The sequence below is a fragment of the Sphingomonas sp. PvP018 genome (assembly GCF_017876865.1).
GTDB lineage: Bacteria > Pseudomonadota > Alphaproteobacteria > Sphingomonadales > Sphingomonadaceae > Sphingomonas > Sphingomonas aerolata.
The window spans coordinates 1,097,753-1,114,013 of sequence record NZ_JAGIOU010000001.1 but is presented as its reverse complement, the minus strand read 5'-3'; the positions used below and the strand labels follow the sequence as shown (position 1 = coordinate 1,114,013).

The 16,261-nt window shown below is 61.9% G+C and carries 10 protein-coding genes and 1 tRNA gene; all 11 read right to left on the bottom strand.

Annotation, left to right across the window (positions count from 1 at the left end):
- Positions 1-166: 166 nt before the first annotated feature.
- Positions 167-2,584, bottom strand: coding sequence for a DUF4062 domain-containing protein (locus J3A66_RS04640; RefSeq protein WP_209567476.1), 2,418 nt, complete (start codon positions 2,582-2,584; stop codon positions 167-169).
- Between the two features lie 131 nt (positions 2,585-2,715).
- Positions 2,716-4,350: a type I restriction-modification system subunit M gene (locus tag J3A66_RS04635; protein ID WP_209567474.1), complete on the bottom strand. Its 1,635-nt coding sequence runs from the start codon at positions 4,348-4,350 to the stop codon at positions 2,716-2,718.
- A complete protein-coding gene (locus J3A66_RS04630) occupies positions 4,347-5,489 on the bottom strand; it encodes an AAA family ATPase (protein WP_209567472.1) in 1,143 nt (380 codons plus the stop codon). Before J3A66_RS04630 ends, J3A66_RS04635 begins: the two co-directional genes overlap by 4 nt.
- Complete coding sequence (locus J3A66_RS04625) at positions 5,486-6,745, bottom strand: restriction endonuclease subunit S (protein ID WP_209567470.1); 1,260 nt, start codon at positions 6,743-6,745, stop codon at positions 5,486-5,488. The genes J3A66_RS04630 and J3A66_RS04625 overlap by 4 nt, the downstream gene beginning before the upstream one ends.
- Positions 6,746-6,782: 37 nt before the next feature.
- Complete coding sequence (locus tag J3A66_RS04620; RefSeq protein WP_209567468.1) at positions 6,783-9,755, bottom strand: type I restriction endonuclease subunit R; 2,973 nt, start codon at positions 9,753-9,755, stop codon at positions 6,783-6,785.
- A 441-nt stretch (positions 9,756-10,196) separates the two neighbouring features.
- Positions 10,197-10,272 (bottom strand) — tRNA-Lys (locus tag J3A66_RS04615).
- Between the two features lie 117 nt (positions 10,273-10,389).
- The gene (gene rodA, locus J3A66_RS04610) at positions 10,390-11,499 is read right to left on the bottom strand and encodes a rod shape-determining protein RodA (RefSeq protein WP_031392826.1); all 1,110 of its coding nucleotides are present in this window, start codon (positions 11,497-11,499) and stop codon (positions 10,390-10,392) included.
- Entirely contained in the window at positions 11,496-13,568 is a 2,073-nt protein-coding gene (gene mrdA, locus J3A66_RS04605; protein WP_209567465.1) for a penicillin-binding protein 2, read from the bottom strand. Before mrdA ends, rodA begins: the two co-directional genes overlap by 4 nt.
- A gap of 13 nt (positions 13,569-13,581) precedes the next feature.
- Complete coding sequence (gene mreD / locus J3A66_RS04600; RefSeq protein WP_031440173.1) at positions 13,582-14,103, bottom strand: rod shape-determining protein MreD; 522 nt, start codon at positions 14,101-14,103, stop codon at positions 13,582-13,584.
- Between the two features lie 46 nt (positions 14,104-14,149).
- Positions 14,150-15,037, bottom strand: coding sequence for a rod shape-determining protein MreC (mreC, locus tag J3A66_RS04595; RefSeq protein ID WP_056405613.1), 888 nt, complete (start codon positions 15,035-15,037; stop codon positions 14,150-14,152).
- A 101-nt stretch (positions 15,038-15,138) separates the two neighbouring features.
- The gene (locus J3A66_RS04590) at positions 15,139-16,182 is read right to left on the bottom strand and encodes a rod shape-determining protein (RefSeq protein ID WP_031439534.1); all 1,044 of its coding nucleotides are present in this window, start codon (positions 16,180-16,182) and stop codon (positions 15,139-15,141) included.
- Positions 16,183-16,261 lie beyond the last annotated feature (79 nt).

Here is a 16,261-nt window from a genome sequence, read left to right as displayed (position 1 = left end):
TCACGGCGGCTTAAGCGCTACCTAAAGCTAGTCGCTGGTTCATGTAACCCTAGGCAGCTCGGGATTGAGCGGATTGTATGACTGACGCATTGTAAGCATTTCCTGCTCGGAAGCCCTGCGTACCACAGAGGCTCGCCTCTGCCCGGTATGAAGCGGCCGCGTCGCCTCACGGCTTGGTTGCCAAGACCTGTCTCACTTTCGGTGGATCTAATGCCAATCCGAGATCCAGCCAGTGGATCACTTGGTAGAAGTAGGTGTCCTCGCGCGTGCGGTATTCCGCTTCAATCCGCCCGATCCGATCTCGTTCGACGCAGCCTGCGACCTTGCGAGCTGCAGCCCGGCGCACCTTGTCCGCGGACTGCAGCAGTTGGAGAATCTGATCGTCCGTCAGTTTCGCAAACTTAGAAGGCGGCACTTCGTCGATCAATTTAGCTCGCATTCCAACGGGCAAATCTATCGCCATCAACTCGTCGAAGCTGCCATGATAAATCCGTAGAATAGCGCGAGCGGCCTCCTTCTCCACATCTGACCCTTCAAAATCCTGAAACCTCAGCCAATTGAAGGGGCTCACGCTCGCAAGGCGCGAGATGTCACCACTGTCTCCCAAGACGCTAAGATAAGACACTAGCGCGCTTCCCGGTTCCACCAACTTTCGGTCGACTAGCTCACGTACTAGATCGAGATCAGCGGCATCACGCTGCGTCAAAACGACCTCGGTTGCCTCGTAAATTAAATCCCTTTTTTTCGCTTTCTCGGGATCGTAGCTCAACGAGAACAGCAACCCGCTCTGCTGGGTAGGCTTGATGCCATGCGGCCAGTGCCGGGCGAAGTATGTTTCGAAGCCGTCGAGGAGGTCGCTTCGCAAGCTCGAGGCGAACCCTTCAATGCGGCGGGCCGCCAGTGCGCGGTAGGCGGCATCTCGGTGGAGCGGAACATCGAGAAGGCCCTTCAGCTCATCGGCTGCCATAGCTTGTAATCGGCTCCAGCGGTAACGCTCAAATGCGCGGACTCCCGCGAAATCGACGCCACCGATCGTCATGAACAATCCGCGTGGCTTCCCGGCTGGCTTGCTAAGTACTTCGTAGGCCTCGTCGAGATTAGACAGTTTCCCGTTTCGCTCAACACCACGGAGCGCCGAGACGCGGACGGAGGCGTCTTCGTCCTCCATCGCCCGGACCAGCACTCCTCGATCGAGCGCGCCACGATCGCTCAGCTTCTCAAGCGCCACAGCGCGGACCGCTCCTGAGCGATGGTCTAGGCCAGCGAGCAGCTCCTGGGTCCCCAACTGATCGAACTGGGCCAGAACTCGACGCAGAAGCTGCGCGTCAAGCGTTTCAAATGGTGTGACGAGGATATGTCGGGCGGCCTGCACCTCGTCGGTCCGCAGTAGAATGGACAGCGCTGCCTCGATCGCAAGCGGGAGCGTGTCCTTGTCGGCAAGGTTCGCTTCGCGCTGGACCATGTCTAGTTGTTCGCGCGAACCAATTTCCGCGAGGTAGCGCAACGCCGCAACCCTAACCGCCGCCTCGGTCTCCGTACCCAGCCACCCCGCTTCTATCCGCTCCACACCGAAGGTGTCATTGATGACAACGGGAAGATGCATCAGGCGCATGGCCACGATCGCCCCAACCCGCTCCGCCTCCTCGCCGTAGACTGTCAGAAACTGAAGCCTTTCGGCTTGACCTCCGCCGACGCTGGCAAGCCAGGACCACAGCGGCACGTTCTCGCTCTGTATGCTGGAAAGCCCCGCCCCCAGAAGCGTTCGACGCTCGGCGAAGGTGAAGTTGAATGTCGACCGATGCGCATGCAGGAGATTGGCGTCGTGCACGCCTACAACTTGCGCATCGTTGCCCGACACCCCGGCTGCGGCGGCGACAAGCCGCAGACGGGCGACGTGGGCGGCGTCCGGCCCGTGTTTAGTGAGAACCTGCCGTGAGACCGCTTCCAGGAAGGCAGCCGATTCTGCTGCGCCTGGTGTCACGGTGTCGTTCGCTGACCTGCCGACGCTTTGGGTAGAAGACGCTGTCGCTGGAATCTGCTCCGGCGGACGCACGTCATGATGCAGCATTTCAATGACTTGCCTCGACAGGAACTCCCGAACAAGATCCAGGAACTCGCTGGTTGAAGCAAACTCCTTGTAGAAGAACATCTTCCCGTCGCGGAGCCGCCTCTTGAATTCCAGCACCCTCTGGACCTCCGCACCCGGATCGCTCTGCTGGTCCTCTGGGATCGCCTTGAAGAGCATGGTCATGACGGGACTGCCGGTCTGAATGCTGCGCTCGAGGGAGAGCTCCCACTCTTCCTCGAACCCTGAGCTGAAGCGGTCGTCAAGGCCGGGTGGCGTGCCCCACTTCTGCCCCATGATCCCGATGAAGAGGTCACAAGTCTCCATCTCGCGGTTGATCAGCTCCTGTGCGCGTCCGAGACCTGACATGGAGCGCTCCCACCCGTAGGGCCGCAGGTTGCCTCTCAGATGGACGGCGATGCTCCGGTCGATCCGCTCGACCTCCTCAAACGCCGCCTTCCTCTCGTCTTCCAATCCGCCGGGCGAGGCGATAAAGACCCTGATCTGCCTAATGTTCATGGTGATGGCTTAGAGCCGGTGACGCAGGGGACAAGATGCGTCTCGCGGTTTTCGCTTCCGGACACAGGTGGGCGTCGAAAAGTTCGATAAGAAGCGGTACTTGGCGTCGCCTGCAACAAACCGACCCGCCATCAGGACGGCAGCGGTGGCAACCCAAGCTCTTTGAGAAATCCGTTATGTCGCGTTGTCGCCTGTCTCGAGCGCTTGTCGATCTCGACAAGCGACGCGTGTACTGCAGCAAGATCGATCTCGACCTCGGCCTGAGCGGTGCTGACGTAGCGGCTGATGTTGAGGCTGTAGCCGTTCTTTTCGTCGGCGATTTCGGACATCGGCACGCGGCGCGAATAGCGCGGCTCTTCGTGACGGTGCTGATAAGTAGAAACAATCTTGCCAATATGATCCGGCTGACCGTTTTTGCCATCGCCAAGTGAATTCTGACGTTTTCCGCGGACGAAATGCTCGGCAGCATTGATGAACAGCACGTCGTCCGGCTTCTTGCACTTCTTCAGCACGAGGATGCAAACCGGGATACCGGTCGAATAGAACAGGTTGGCGGGGAGGCCGATGACGGTGTCAATGTGCCCGTCCTTCAGGAGCTTGGTGCGAATGCGCTCTTCGGCCCCGCCGCGGAACAGGACACCGTGCGGCAAGATTATCGCCATCACGCCGTCGTCTTTCAGGAAATGAAAGCCGTGAAGCAGGAACGCGAAGTCGGCGGCCGATTTGGGGGCCAAGCCGTAATTTTTGAAGCGCACATCGTCGCTCATCGAACCCGACGGGTCCCACCGATACGAGAATGGCGGGTTGGCAACGACGGCGTCGAAACGCGGCATCCGCGCCGGGTTCGTTTCTCTTAGCAAATCCCATTCGTTGGTCAGCGTATCGCCGTGGAAAATCTCGAACTCGCTGTCCTTCACCCCGTGCAGCAGCATGTTCATGCGCGCCAGGTTATAGGTCGTGATGTTCTTCTCTTGACCGTAGATTTTGCCGATGCCACGCGGCCCCATCTGGCTACGGACGTTCAGGATCAACGATCCCGAGCCACAGGCGAAGTCGAGCAGGCTGTCGATATGATGGCGCTTGCCCTGGGTAGGGTCTTGGCTGTCAAGCGCGACGATTTGCGACAGGATGTCGCTGACGAGCTGCGGCGTGTAGAATTCGCCGGCTTTCTTGCCGGACCCGGCGGCGAATTGCCCGATCAGATATTCGTACGCATCGCCAAGCGTATCGCTGTTTGTGGAGAATTGTCTCAGCCCCTTAGCGATTTCAGTGATGATCTTGCACAGAGCTGCATTACGATCCGGCAGAGTCTTGCCAAGTTTCTCCGACGACAGGTTGATCTCGGAAAACAGCCCCTTGAACGTGCTGTGGAACGACTCCTCCTCGATGAATTTCATGCCCTTTTGCAGGGTGTCGAGAAGGTCGCCATTCTGGACGCGCGCCATTTCGACGATGCTGGTCCACAGATGTTCGGGGCGGATGACATAGTGCACCTTGCGACGCATCTGCGTTTCGAAGGTCGCGACGTCGGCGGCGTTGGCGGCGTACCAAGCCAAGAGCGGCGCGCGCCTGTCGTCAGCCCCAAGCGCAGGGTAGTCCGGCCCTAGCTCCTTCGCCGCCGCCGATTCGTAATTGTCGGACAGGTAACGTAGAAACAGAAACGCCAGCATGTAATCACGAAAATCGTCGGCGTTCATCGCGCCGCGTAGTTGGTCGGCGATGTTCCACAGCGTTTGGCCGAGCTTCTTCTGTTCCTGGTCGGTCATGCTGCGGCTGCCTGTTGGGGGTCGTCGAAAAGTTCCGGGTTGAATGTGTAGCGCGCCCGCAGGTTAGCTAGGATGCGGCGGAATGCTTCCTTGTTCTCGGGCACCATTTCGACGGGTTCGTAAAGCGAATAGTTTCCGTGATTCATGACGTTCAGCAGCCGGCCGTGCACAATGCCGTCGGGGTCGTCGTCGTCCCGGTCGATCAAGGCTTTGAAGCCACCGAACCCGTGAAAGCTCGACGTCTTTTCGAGCACCGAGCGCAGCATGTTGAAGTGGTAGGTGTAAAGGTCGCCGCTGTCGGCCGCCTTCTGGAGCTCGGTCAACAGCGCGACGTGGTGGAACGAGGGCGTGTCGCCGGTTCCGCGCACCAAGAATGTGCCGTCGGCGCATTTCGTCAGAAAGCGCTTGTCGGCATTCCCGAGCTCATTGCACAGCACATTGAAAAACAGCGTGTGATGCGTCGAGATGATGGCCTTCACGCGGTCCTGGCCTTTCAGCACGGCGGCGATATGGCAGGCGACGCTGATTGCGTTATGCTCGTCGAGCGAGGATATGGGATCGTCGACGTAAATGTGTCTGACCCAAGCATAGGGCTCGGCATCGTCGGTCGTCGCGATCGCCAATTGGGCAATGGCAAGGAAAAAGCACCAGACGAAGATGTTCTCCTCGCCGCGCGACACCTTGATGTTGTCAAGTATCTCAGTCCGCAGATTGCCATCGGCGCCGATGATTACAACATCGCGCGAGAAGGTGACGCTTCCTTCGGCATAGTCGATCCGGAAGGTAAAATCGGCGTATCGTTCCAACAGCGGCCCGATCTTTGATTCCATCTCCAGCTCGTCCAGCCCATTGAAGAAGCGTGAACTAGTGTTCAGGCGCAGCTTGCGGTTGGCATCACCATCAAGGTCATTGTCCCACGTGAATAGGTCTTCCGTGTAGGCGTTAAAATAGAGCGTATCGCGCGCATCGCCCTGCTTCCCGACATCCTTGAACGCCATCGACAGCCTCGTTTTGCCAGTGCCGTTATAGGCGTAGAGCAGGATGCACTTCTTTCCCGGCGCGGCGTCTGTGCCGTTCAGCACCGCGCGCAGATGCGTTGCGAGGGCGGGCAGGTCGGCGTGGGGGGTAGCGGGGATCATGCCGTCACCTGAGCGGGCGACAGGAAGAGCTGCTGCGTCAGGCCGGACTTGTGAACGTTCAAAGCTTCAAGCCGTTGAACGGCTCCGGCGATCAGATCGTCGATTGCGTTCAAGCAATCTGCGACCAGTTTTTGCTCAGCTATCGAAGGTAGTGGCATTGTCATCTGCTTTAGATGAGTCGGACCAAAGTGTTTGATCCCTCCGCCGACCGCAGCGCTATGAACTTGGCGGGCAAAGGGCTCGCTTCCTAAGAACGTCTTCAAGTAGCTACTTTCCAAATTTCCACTACGCGGCCGAAATCGGATCAAGCCCGTGTAGAAAACTGCACCAGCAGCTTCTTCAGTAACGGAAGCAACAAGGCCAAAGGTCGCGCTAGTGGAAATAACGAGATCATCGAGATCAAGGCAAAAGTGCTCCCACTTATCGCTTACCTTCATGGGGTCAATATAGTTACAGCCATCAAGTGTTACTGACGTTCCGCTAATTCCAGATAGCCGAATAAGCGGCACCCCTATGTCACAAAAATCAACAGCCATGATTCCGGGCCCCTCTTGAAAGAACGCGACTTCTGACAAATTGACTGTTGCCCACTCACCCGCGTCCCGAAACTCGGGGAAGCGGATGCGGGGGGTGGCTTGGCCTAGGGCGGGGAACAGCGCTTGCATCAGGCCCTTTTTGTTATCTCTAAGCGCTGCCAGCCGCTCCCCCTCCGCGGCGATCACGGCACCGAGCGAGGACAAGCAGTCGGCGATCTTCTGCTGTTCGTCGTGCTCCGGCACACCGATGCGCCCCTTCAAGACATCGGAGTTATTGACCAGAATGCTGTTCTTGGGACCCTTTTTTACTAAAGGTTCTAAATAGGCGTTCAGATTCCAGTGACTAGAGAAATAGTAATCAATGAACTCTGATGTCGCCGCCTCTATCGGACGATAGACTGCGTATAGAACAGATACGATACCTGCCGGGCCTTTGTTGGCCTTTATGATGCCATTGGGGCACGCCTTAAGCGGACTCTTCGTGTAAACGATGTCACCCGTTTCGACGACGTTATATTCCTTGACGCTCGCTCCTGCGTAGGACCGCCCCAACAAACTGATCTGGTTAACGCAGCCGTGCTCGCCCGAAACGGAGAGCACCTGCTCGTGTCCGTATTTTAGTTGACGGTTCTTCGCTTTCGGTTCGGTTAGCAGCTCGCTTAACTCGCGCAGCTTCCACTCGCCTGCGTTTAGGAACTCTGGAAAGCGCAACTTCGGCATTCGCTTATCCCCCTGAGCAGTTACAGCATTAGTCCCATCACTGCTCATACGCGCTCAGCCCCGAGATCTCGCGCCCCTCCGCTAGCCTGTATAGCAGCGGGGTGAGCGCCTCCATCAGCGCCAGTTCCTTTTGCGTCCGCGCTTTCCAGCCGAGGCCGAGGGGCGCCATCAGGTCGCTTAACTGCTCGCCATCGAAAATGCGGCGGCGGATGATTTCATCGACGAACGCCTGGAGCGCCGCGATCTCCAGCCCGTTCACCGTCGCGATCGCGGTCAGCTCCGCCGCTTTCTTCTCGGCCTTGAATGCGTCGTATCCAACCTTGATATCCCTTTCCTCGAGCGCCTGATCAACCGGGAGCCCGCGGATGTACTCGGCGATGTCGTCACGCTCGTCGATAAACTTGGCATCGGCTTGGATCAGGCCGATCAGCTGGTCGCGGTTCATCGTCCGTTTGCCCGCGGGGGCCTGCGTCATCTTAGCGATCAGGCCCATGATGTAATCGTAATCGACCACCGCGGACGCGAAGAGCACGAACTCAAAATCGAGCTGTTGCAGATCGGGGTCGGCATCGTCGCCCTGCCGCTGCTGCTTCTCGCGCAGCCGCTGCGCGGTCTCCAGATACGCGCTGCGGAAGCCCTGAAGCGTCTCTGGCGGCACGGTCTCATCGATTGCGGCCTTCTGCGCGCCCTCCAGATCAGTATATTGGTCGAGCTGGGTCTTCAGCCGCTGCACACCCTTGAACAACTCGATGAATTGCCCGCGCGCCGCATCGCCCTTAAGGTTCGGCACCTCGTCCGGCCGCGCCTCAAGACCCTGCGACACCATGAAATCGTCGAGCCGTTTGACCGCTTCGGTCAGGCTAGCGATAACCTTGGGCGCGGGATCAACTAGCCAGATGGTCGCGGGCGCATCGACACTTTCGCCCGAGAACAGGGCGATAGCCTCCTCGACATTGGACTGCTGCGACCGGAAATCAAGAATGTTGCCATAGGGCTTGGTATCGTTGAGCACACGATTGGTGCGCGAAAACGCCTGGATCAAGCCGTGATGCTTCAGGTTCTTATCAACGTAGAGCGTGTTCAGAAACTTTGAATCGAAGCCGGTCAGCAGCATATCGACGACGATAGTAATATCGATCTTCTGTGCGTGGGGCAGATCGACGTTCGGCCATTGCTGGTCCTTGATACGTTTCTGTACGTCCTGATAATAGAGATCAAATTCGCCGATGCGGTGGTTGGTGCCGTACTGCGCGTTGTAATCGTGAATGATCGCCCGCAGTGCATTCTTTTTGGCGTCCGGATCGACCTTGTTGTCCTCCAACTCTTGCAGCAGGTCTTCCTGCAACTGGCGCACATCTGGGTTGCCATCGGCAGGCGGAGAGAAGACGCAGGCGACATTGAGAGGGTGGAAATCCGGATCGGCGGCAGCGCGCGCGGCCTGGATGGCCTTGAAGTTTTCGACATACTCGATTGCGTCATTGATCGAGCTGGTCGCCAGGATCGCGTTGAACTTGCGCTCGGCGGTCGCGGCGTCGTGCTTGGCGAGGATGGTCTCGACGACCTTCGCCTTCTTGAGCCCCTCGCCGGGCTTGGGGAGCCGCTCCCCTTCCGCCTTGTAATAGTCGATATGGAACCGCAGCACATTGCGGTCCTCGATCGCGTGCGTGATCGTGTATTCGTGCAGGGAACGCTCGAACAGCGTTTCGGTGGTGCGGAGACTGGCCTGCTCACCCTCGACCTGTTCGTACCGTGCGTTCGTTTCGAAGATCGGCGTGCCGGTAAAGCCAAAGAGCTGCGCACGGGGGAAAAACTCCCGGATCGCCTTGTGGTTTTCGCCGAACTGCGAGCGGTGGCATTCGTCGAAAATGAAGGCGATGCGCCTGCCCGCCAAGGGCTCTAGTCGCGCCTTGTAATTGCGTTTGTTGCCGTCATCGAGCGCGAGGCCGAGCTTCTGGATCGTGGTGACGATCACCTTGTCGGCATAGTCGTCCGATAGCAGACGGCGGACCAGCGTTTCAGTGTTGGTATTTTCCTCGACGCAGCCCGGCTGGAAACGGTTGAACTCCTCGCGCGTCTGCCGGTCGAGGTCCTTGCGGTCGACTACGAACAGGCATTTATCGATGTCTGGATTGTCCTTCAGCAACGTCGACGCCTTAAACGACGTGAGCGTCTTGCCACTGCCAGTGGTGTGCCAAATATAGCCATTGCCGACGTCCTGCTGAATGCAGTCGACGATCGCCTTGACTGCATAGATTTGATAAGGCCGCATCATCAGCAGCTTCTGCTCGCTGGCAACGCTGACCATGTAGCGGCTGATCATCTGCCCCAGTGTGCACTTCGCCAGAAACTTTTCAGCAAAATGATCGAGGTGAACGATCTTTTTGTTGTCCTCGGCTGCGAACTGATAGATCGGAAGAAAGCGCTCGTCGGCGTCGAAGCTGAAATGCTTCGCATTGTTGTTTGCGAAATACCAGGTATCATTGCGGTTACTAACGACAAACACCTGGATGAAGCAAAGCAACGTTCGGCGATAGCCGCCGCCTTGTTCGTTCTTGTATTCGACGACCTGCTGCATCGCCCGGCGCGGGTTGACGGTGTACGCCTTCAGCTCGATCTGAACCACCGGCACGCCGTTGATGAGCAGAATGACGTCATAGCGATGATGACTGTTGTCGGTATTGATCCGCAGCTGATCAATTACCTCGAAAGTATTTTTGCACCAGTCCCGAATGTTGACAAGCGTGTAATTGAGCGGGGTACCGTCGTCACGCTCGATGGAGTCACGATCGCGCAGCGATTTGGCGGCGGCGAAAACGTCCGGGGTCACGATTTTTTCGAGGAGCCTTTGGAACTCGGCGTCCGAAAGCTTGACCCGGTTGAGCTCCTCGAACTTCGCACGGAAATTGCGTTCCAGTCCCACACGGTCCTTGATGTCGCCGCGATGCTCATACTTCAGCTCCCGCAGTTTCTGGATCAGGTCGTGCTCAATCTGCGCTTCTGGTCTAAGCATGGGGTGCTCGTGCCGATGATTGGCAGCGCTTTCAAGGGGTACGATGAAATCTTCGTCCGGCCCCCGCCGTTTGTTGGAGTCTGGATCAGATTATCGACAGCGAAGCATCTCAGACTTATGGGCTGACACAGCTGAAGCCCGGCTGCTTTGGTATTTGCATGGTGGCGCACGGAAAGGCTGCCCTCAGGGCGTGGGTTGCCGACCCGCGTGGTCTGAACGAAGGGCTATTTAGCCTTAGAAGCACCGGAGAGTGGACAGGCTGGCTTCCACCAAACGCGGCTATCTCGTAGCCTGAAACGGAGCGGGCGAGGGCTGCCCCTTAAGTTGTCGTCGGTGGAGTAAAGCGAGGGCCGGAAGGCTGCGTTGACCACCGAAAAGGGGAAATTTAGGGGACGTCGAATGCACAACGGCCCCGCATCGCTGCGAGGCCGTTGGAAACTCTGGTGGACGCACTTGGGCTCGAACCAAGGACCCGCTGATTAAGAGTCAGCTGCTCTACCAACTGAGCTATGCGTCCATTCCGGGGCGGTTTTGAGTGGCGCCCTGGTGTGGCGCCCCGCTGCTGGAGGCGCGCTGTTAGCAGACTCATCGGGGGCCGCAACCCCCTTTCGTCCAAATTGCTGTCTTTTTCTGCTTACCAGCGGGTCGTCTTGCGATTTTCCCGGTCGATCGACATCAATATCCCCAGGCACAGCAGCACGGTCATCTGCGACGACCCGCCATAGCTGAACAGCGGCAGCGGGATGCCCACCACGGGGGCGAGGCCCATCACCATCATCAGGTTGATCGCGACATAGAAGAAGATCGTCGTGGCGAGCCCCGCAGCGGCCAGTCGCGCGAACCGCGACTGCGCGCGCTGGCCGACCTCGATCCCCCAGCGGATCACCAGCAGGAAGGCGAGGATCAGCAGGCAGCCGCCGACCAGCCCCCATTCCTCCGCCATCGTCGCGAAGACGAAGTCGGTATGCCCCTCGGGGAGATAGTCGAGATGGCTCTGCGTGCCGTTGAGGAACCCCTTGCCCCACAGCCCGCCCGATCCGATCGCGATCTTCGACTGGCTGATATGATAGCCGGTGCCCAGCGGATCGCTTTCGGGATCGAGGAAGATCAGGATGCGGTTGCGCTGATAATCGTGCAGCGCGAAGTTGATCGCGAGCGGGATCGCGACCGACGCGGCCACCGCGCCGCCGACGAACAGCCTCAGCGGAATGCCCGCCAGGAACATCACCGTCGCACCACCCGCGCAGATCATCAGCGCGGTGCCCAGATCGGGCTGTTTCATCACGATCGCCGCGGGGATGCCGATCAGCACCGCGGCGGGCCAGACGGCTGCGAACCGCCGCGTCTCGTTGGGCGGCAGCATGTCGTAGAAGCGCGCACAGGCGAGCACGATCGCCGGCTTCATCAATTCGGACGGCTGGAGCCGGATGAAGCCGAGGTCGAGCCAGCGCTGGCTGCCCCCGCGCACCGCACCCAGCAGTTCGACCAGCACAAGCGCGAGGACGAGCGCACCATAGGTCGGCCACGCCGCCGCCTTCCAGACGCGCTCGGGGATGCGCGAGAGCACGACCGACCCCGCCAGCAGGATGAAGAAGCGGATGCCCTGCGGCAGCGTCCAGGGGCGCAGCGAGCCGCCCGCCGCCGAATAGAGCACGACCAGCCCGAAGGTCCCGATCGCCGTGACCAGCAGCAAGGTCCGCCAGGGCAGGGTGGCAAGCTGTTCGGGGATGATCCGCGATGTCATTGGCCGCGCTCCGTGGTTCCGTCTTCCGCGACCCCGCCGCCCGCGGTGGCCAGATCCGCCTGGGTCCGGTTGGCGACGTCGGTGGCGTTCTCGACCGCCGGCGCGTCGCTCGGCACGGTCGCGTCGGTCTTGGTCGCGATCGCGGCGGGCGGGGCGCTCTGCGCCGCGCGATAGGTCGCCGCGGTCGCCGCCATCCGCGTCTTGATGTCGCCGCCCCAGGTCGGTTCGACCTCGGCAAGCGACTTCAGCGCGCGCTCGCGGTCGAGCATGTAGGTCATGATGTCGCGCCCGATCATCGGCGTGTCGAGGTTGCGCACCGTATGCCCATTATGCTCGAGCACCACGGCGAGCGCGTAGCGCGGGTTGTCCGCGGGCGCGAAGCCGATGAACAGCGCATGGTCGCGCAGCTTGAACGGCAGCTGGCCGTTCTTGAGCACGCCCGAGCGCCGTTCCGCCATGGTGATGCGGCGGACCTGCGCGGTGCCGGTCTTGCCCGCGATCGCGACGCCCGGGATCAGCAGCTTGGCCGCGCCGCCGGTGCCGCCCTGGTTGATCACGCCGAACATCGCCTCGCGCACCCGGGCCAGATTTTCCGAATCGATCGCGAGCGCGGGCGCGTCGCGGTGGACCTGGCTGGCGAGAATGCTCGGCTGCAGGTCGCGGCCTGACGCGATCCGCGCCGCCATCACCGCCAGCTGCAACGGGTTGGCGAGCACATAGCCCTGGCCGATCGACGCGTTGAGCGAATCCGCGACCGTCCACGGCCGCTTGTACTTGGTGAGCTTCCAGTCGGGGTCGGGCATCGTCCCGAACCGCTGCGTCAAGAAGGGCAGGTCGAACTTCTGCCCCATGCCCAGCGTCCGCGCGATCGGCGCGATCGCGGCATAGCCGACCCGCCGCGCCATCTCGTAGAAATAGATGTCGCAGCTCTGCATGATCGCGTTCTTGAGGTCGAGCGGCCCGTGCCCGCCGCGCTTGTGGCAATGGAACACGCTGGTCCCCAGCCGCATCGCGCCCGAACAATTGACCCGCGCGTCCGCCGGGACGCCGGCATGCAGCAGCGCGAGCCCGTTCATCGGCTTGACCGTCGAACCCGGCGGATACAGCCCCTGCGTGACCTTGTTCATCAGCGGCACGTGATCGTCGTCGCTCAGCATCTGCCATTCGAGATGGCTGATCCCGTCCGAAAAGCTGTTGGGGTCATAGGCGGGCATCGACACCATCGCGAGCATCTCGCCGGTGCGACAGTCGATGACGACGACCGACCCCGAATTGGTGCCCAGCCGGCGCGCGGCATATTCCTGCAGCCCCGCGTCGATCGTCAGCCGCGCGGTCTTGCCCGGCACGTCGGGTTTGGTCGCGAGCTCGGCGACCAGCTTGCCGCGCGCGGTGACCTCGACCCGCTTCGCGCCCGCCTCGCCGCGCAGCGCGGGTTCGAGCATCTTCTCGAGCCCGTCCTTGCCGAGCTTGAAGCCGGGGGTGACGAGCAGCGGGTCGCGCGTCTTCTTGTATTGTTCGGCATTGGGCACGCCGACATAGCCGGTCAGATGCGCGACCGCGGCGCCCGCGGGATAGTTGCGCGCAAAGCCGCGCGTCGGCGCGACGCCGGGCAGCTCGGGCAGCCGCACGCTGACCGCGGCGAACCGCTCCCAGTCGAGATTCTCCGCGACCTGGACCGGCTGGAACCCGGCGGCATGGTCGAGGTCGATCGCGATCCGCTCGATCTCCTCGGGCGGCAGCTGGAGGATGCGGCCGAGCAGCGGCAGCACGCGCTCCTTGTCGCGCAACCGGTCGGGGATGATGTCGACGCGGAAATCGGTGCGGTTGTTCGCGATCGGCACGCCGTGGCGGTCGACGATCCAGCCGCGCCGCGGTGGCAACAGCGTCATGTTCACGCGGTTGCTCTCGGACAGCATCGTGTAGCGTTCGTTCTGCGCGATCGACAGCCAGGCCATCCGCCCGGCCAGCATCAGCCCGACGCCACCCTGCACCGCGCCCAGCATCCAGGCACGCCGCGAGAAACTATAGGCTTGCGACATCTCGGTCACGACACGCGGCGGCCGTCTCATTCGGAAACCCGCTTCATTCTTGGACCCTGCGTCGTTCGATCGTCGCGACGATCCGCGCCGCCAGCGGGAAGAGCATCATGGTGATCACGATCTGCGCCAATAGCACGGTGTCGACATGCGTGCCGACCCGTACGCCTAGAAATCGCCCGCCAATCACGCAGCACGCGATCCCGCCGCTTGCGATCAGCCAGTCCTGCCAGAAATCGCGGTACACCAGCCGCTGCTCAATCATGTCGATCGCCACGAACGCCAGCGACCAGAGCAGCACCGCGCTGCCCAGCGGCTGCCCGCTGAGCAGGTCGTCGAACAGCCCGAGCGGTGCCGCCGCCCAGGGGCGCAGCGCGTAACGGGCGAGCAGCCGCCATGCGAGCAGCATGACGAACCCGAACGGCGGCAGGATCGGGATCGTCGCGATCAGCGGCACGATCGTCATCAGCGATCCCGCCATGACGGTCAGCCACGGGATCGCCCGCGCCCGGCCGCCTGCGACCTTCGGTTCGAATGGCTTGTAGTCGACGCTGTTGCGGGTGGTCACGGCTGGTCGATCATCTGGGGGAAGACGGGATAGGGTGGTTTGGCAGTCACTTGGCGCTATTGTCGGAGGGCGCAAGGGGGCGCGGCGGCGGCACCGGCATGAAGCCGGGCTCGACCACCGCGAAATCGAAGGTGTCGGGATTGGCGAAGGTCCGTGCCATCACCGAATCCGCCCCCGCGGTCATCACCCGCGCGACCGGGATGCCGGGCGAATACAGCCCGCCGACGCCCGACGTGACGAACAGGTCGCCCGCATTGAACTTGACGTTGGTCGCGTTGACCGACCGGACGTCGAGCATGCCGTCGCCGCGCCCGACCGCGATCGCGGGCAGCCCGTCGCGCGTCCGGCGGATCGGCACGATGCTGTCGCCGTCGGTCAGCAGCATCACCCGCGCCGCATTGGGGCCGGTCTCGACGACGCGCCCGACCAGCCCGTCGGGGCCGCGCACCGCCATGCCCGGCCGCACCCCGCTCCAGCGGCCCGCATTGAGCAGCGCGAAGCGGCGCCCGCTCGACGCGCTCGAACTGACCAGTCGCGCGGTGACGACCGGTTCGGCGATCCGGTCGCGGACCTTCAGCAGCGATCGCAGCCGGCGATTGTCATAGGCGATCGTCCGCGCGCGCATCAGCAGCGCGCGCGTCTGCTCACGCTCGCGGCGCAGCGCGACATTTTCCTGGCGGACGAAGAAATAGGTCCCGATCGCCTCGGGCACCGCGGCGACCCCGCCCACGACCCAGGCGAGTCCCGACGAGACCGGCGCGGTGAGGCCCGCCACACCCATCCGTGCGCCGGCAAAGGCGGGCGGGTTGAAGGTCGAGACGACGAGCAACGCTGCGCCCACCACCGCACCGGCGATGGCGAGCACATAGCCTACGAACACCCCATATTGACGCCGTCGGGAAAACCCCGTCCGGCGGTCGCGGGCTGGCGCCATGCGCCTGTCCCCTCGTTCTCGGGCATCGCCGGGTCCGGGGCCCTATCCCCGCGACTCGGTCGATGCGATTTCCACTGACCCGATTCCCACCTACACGCTTCTCAGCCGCTCATCAGCACGCCGCGGAACAGCGGGTCCTCAAGCGCGCGACCGGTGCCCAGCGCGACGCAGGTCAGCGGGTCCTCGGCGACCGTCACCGGCAGCCCGGTCTCGTCGCGCAGCACCTCGTCCAGCCCCTGCAGCAGCGCGCCGCCGCCGGTCAGGACGATGCCCTGGTCGACGATGTCCGCGGCGAGCTCGGGCGCGGTGTTCTCCAGTGCGACGCGGACGCCCTCGACGATCGTCGCGACGGGCTCGCTCAGCGCCTCGGCGATCTGGCCCTGGTTGATCTGGATTTCCTTGGGCACGCCGTTGACCAGGTCGCGGCCCTTGATGTGGATGATCGTGCCGATGCCGTCGACCGGCGGCTTGGCGATGCCGACCTCCTGCTTGATCCGCTCGGCGGTCGCTTCGCCGATCAGCAGATTGTGGTTGCGGCGGACATAGCTGACGATCGCCTCGTCCATCTTGTCGCCGCCGACGCGGACCGACGTCGTATAGGCCAGACCGCGCAGCGACAGCACCGCGACCTCGGTCGTGCCGCCGCCGATGTCGACGACCATGCTGCCGATCGGCTCGGTCACGGGCATGTCGGCGCCGATCGCGGCCGCCATCGGCTCCTCGATCAGCCAGACCGTGCTCGCGCCCGCGTTCGACGCGGCGTCGCGGATCGCGCGGCGCTCGACCTTGGTCGACCCCGACGGCACGCAGATCACGATTTCGGGCCAGCGCGCGAAGCGGCGCGGGCCATGCACCTTCTGGATGAAATATTTGATCATCTGCTCGGCGACGTCGATGTCCGCGATCACGCCGTCACGCAGCGGGCGGATCGCCTCGATATTGCCCGGGGTCTTGCCCATCATCAGCTTCGCGTCGTCACCGACCGCCTTGACGCGCTTGATGCCGTTGATCGTCTCGACCGCGACCACCGACGGCTCGTTCAGGACGATGCCGCGGCCACGGACATAGACAACCGTGTTCGCGGTGCCGAGGTCGATCGCCATGTCGTGCGACATGAACTTGAAGAAACGCGAGTAGAAGGCCATTCAATCAGGGTCCCGTAATCCTGGCCGCCGGACGGGCGGCATTTCGCACATCATCTCGCGGGCCCCGCCGGTGTTTTCG

Excerpts from the sequence above, each read along its gene's own strand:
- J3A66_RS04640 (WP_209567476.1), bottom strand. The coding sequence starts at position 2,584 with ATGAACATTAGGCAGATCAGGGTCTTTATCGCCTCGCCCGGCGGATTG.
- J3A66_RS04635 (WP_209567474.1), bottom strand. The coding sequence starts at position 4,350 with ATGACCGACCAGGAACAGAAGAAGCTCGGCCAAACGCTGTGGAACATC.
- J3A66_RS04630 (WP_209567472.1), bottom strand. The coding sequence starts at position 5,489 with ATGATCCCCGCTACCCCCCACGCCGACCTGCCCGCCCTCGCAACGCAT.
- J3A66_RS04625 (WP_209567470.1), bottom strand. The coding sequence starts at position 6,745 with ATGCCGAAGTTGCGCTTTCCAGAGTTCCTAAACGCAGGCGAGTGGAAG.
- J3A66_RS04620 (WP_209567468.1), bottom strand. The coding sequence starts at position 9,755 with ATGCTTAGACCAGAAGCGCAGATTGAGCACGACCTGATCCAGAAACTG.
- rodA (WP_031392826.1), bottom strand. The coding sequence starts at position 11,499 with ATGACATCGCGGATCATCCCCGAACAGCTTGCCACCCTGCCCTGGCGG.
- mrdA (WP_209567465.1), bottom strand. The coding sequence starts at position 13,568 with ATGAGACGGCCGCCGCGTGTCGTGACCGAGATGTCGCAAGCCTATAGT.
- mreC (WP_056405613.1), bottom strand. The coding sequence starts at position 15,037 with ATGGCGCCAGCCCGCGACCGCCGGACGGGGTTTTCCCGACGGCGTCAA.
- J3A66_RS04590 (WP_031439534.1), bottom strand. The coding sequence starts at position 16,182 with ATGGCCTTCTACTCGCGTTTCTTCAAGTTCATGTCGCACGACATGGCG.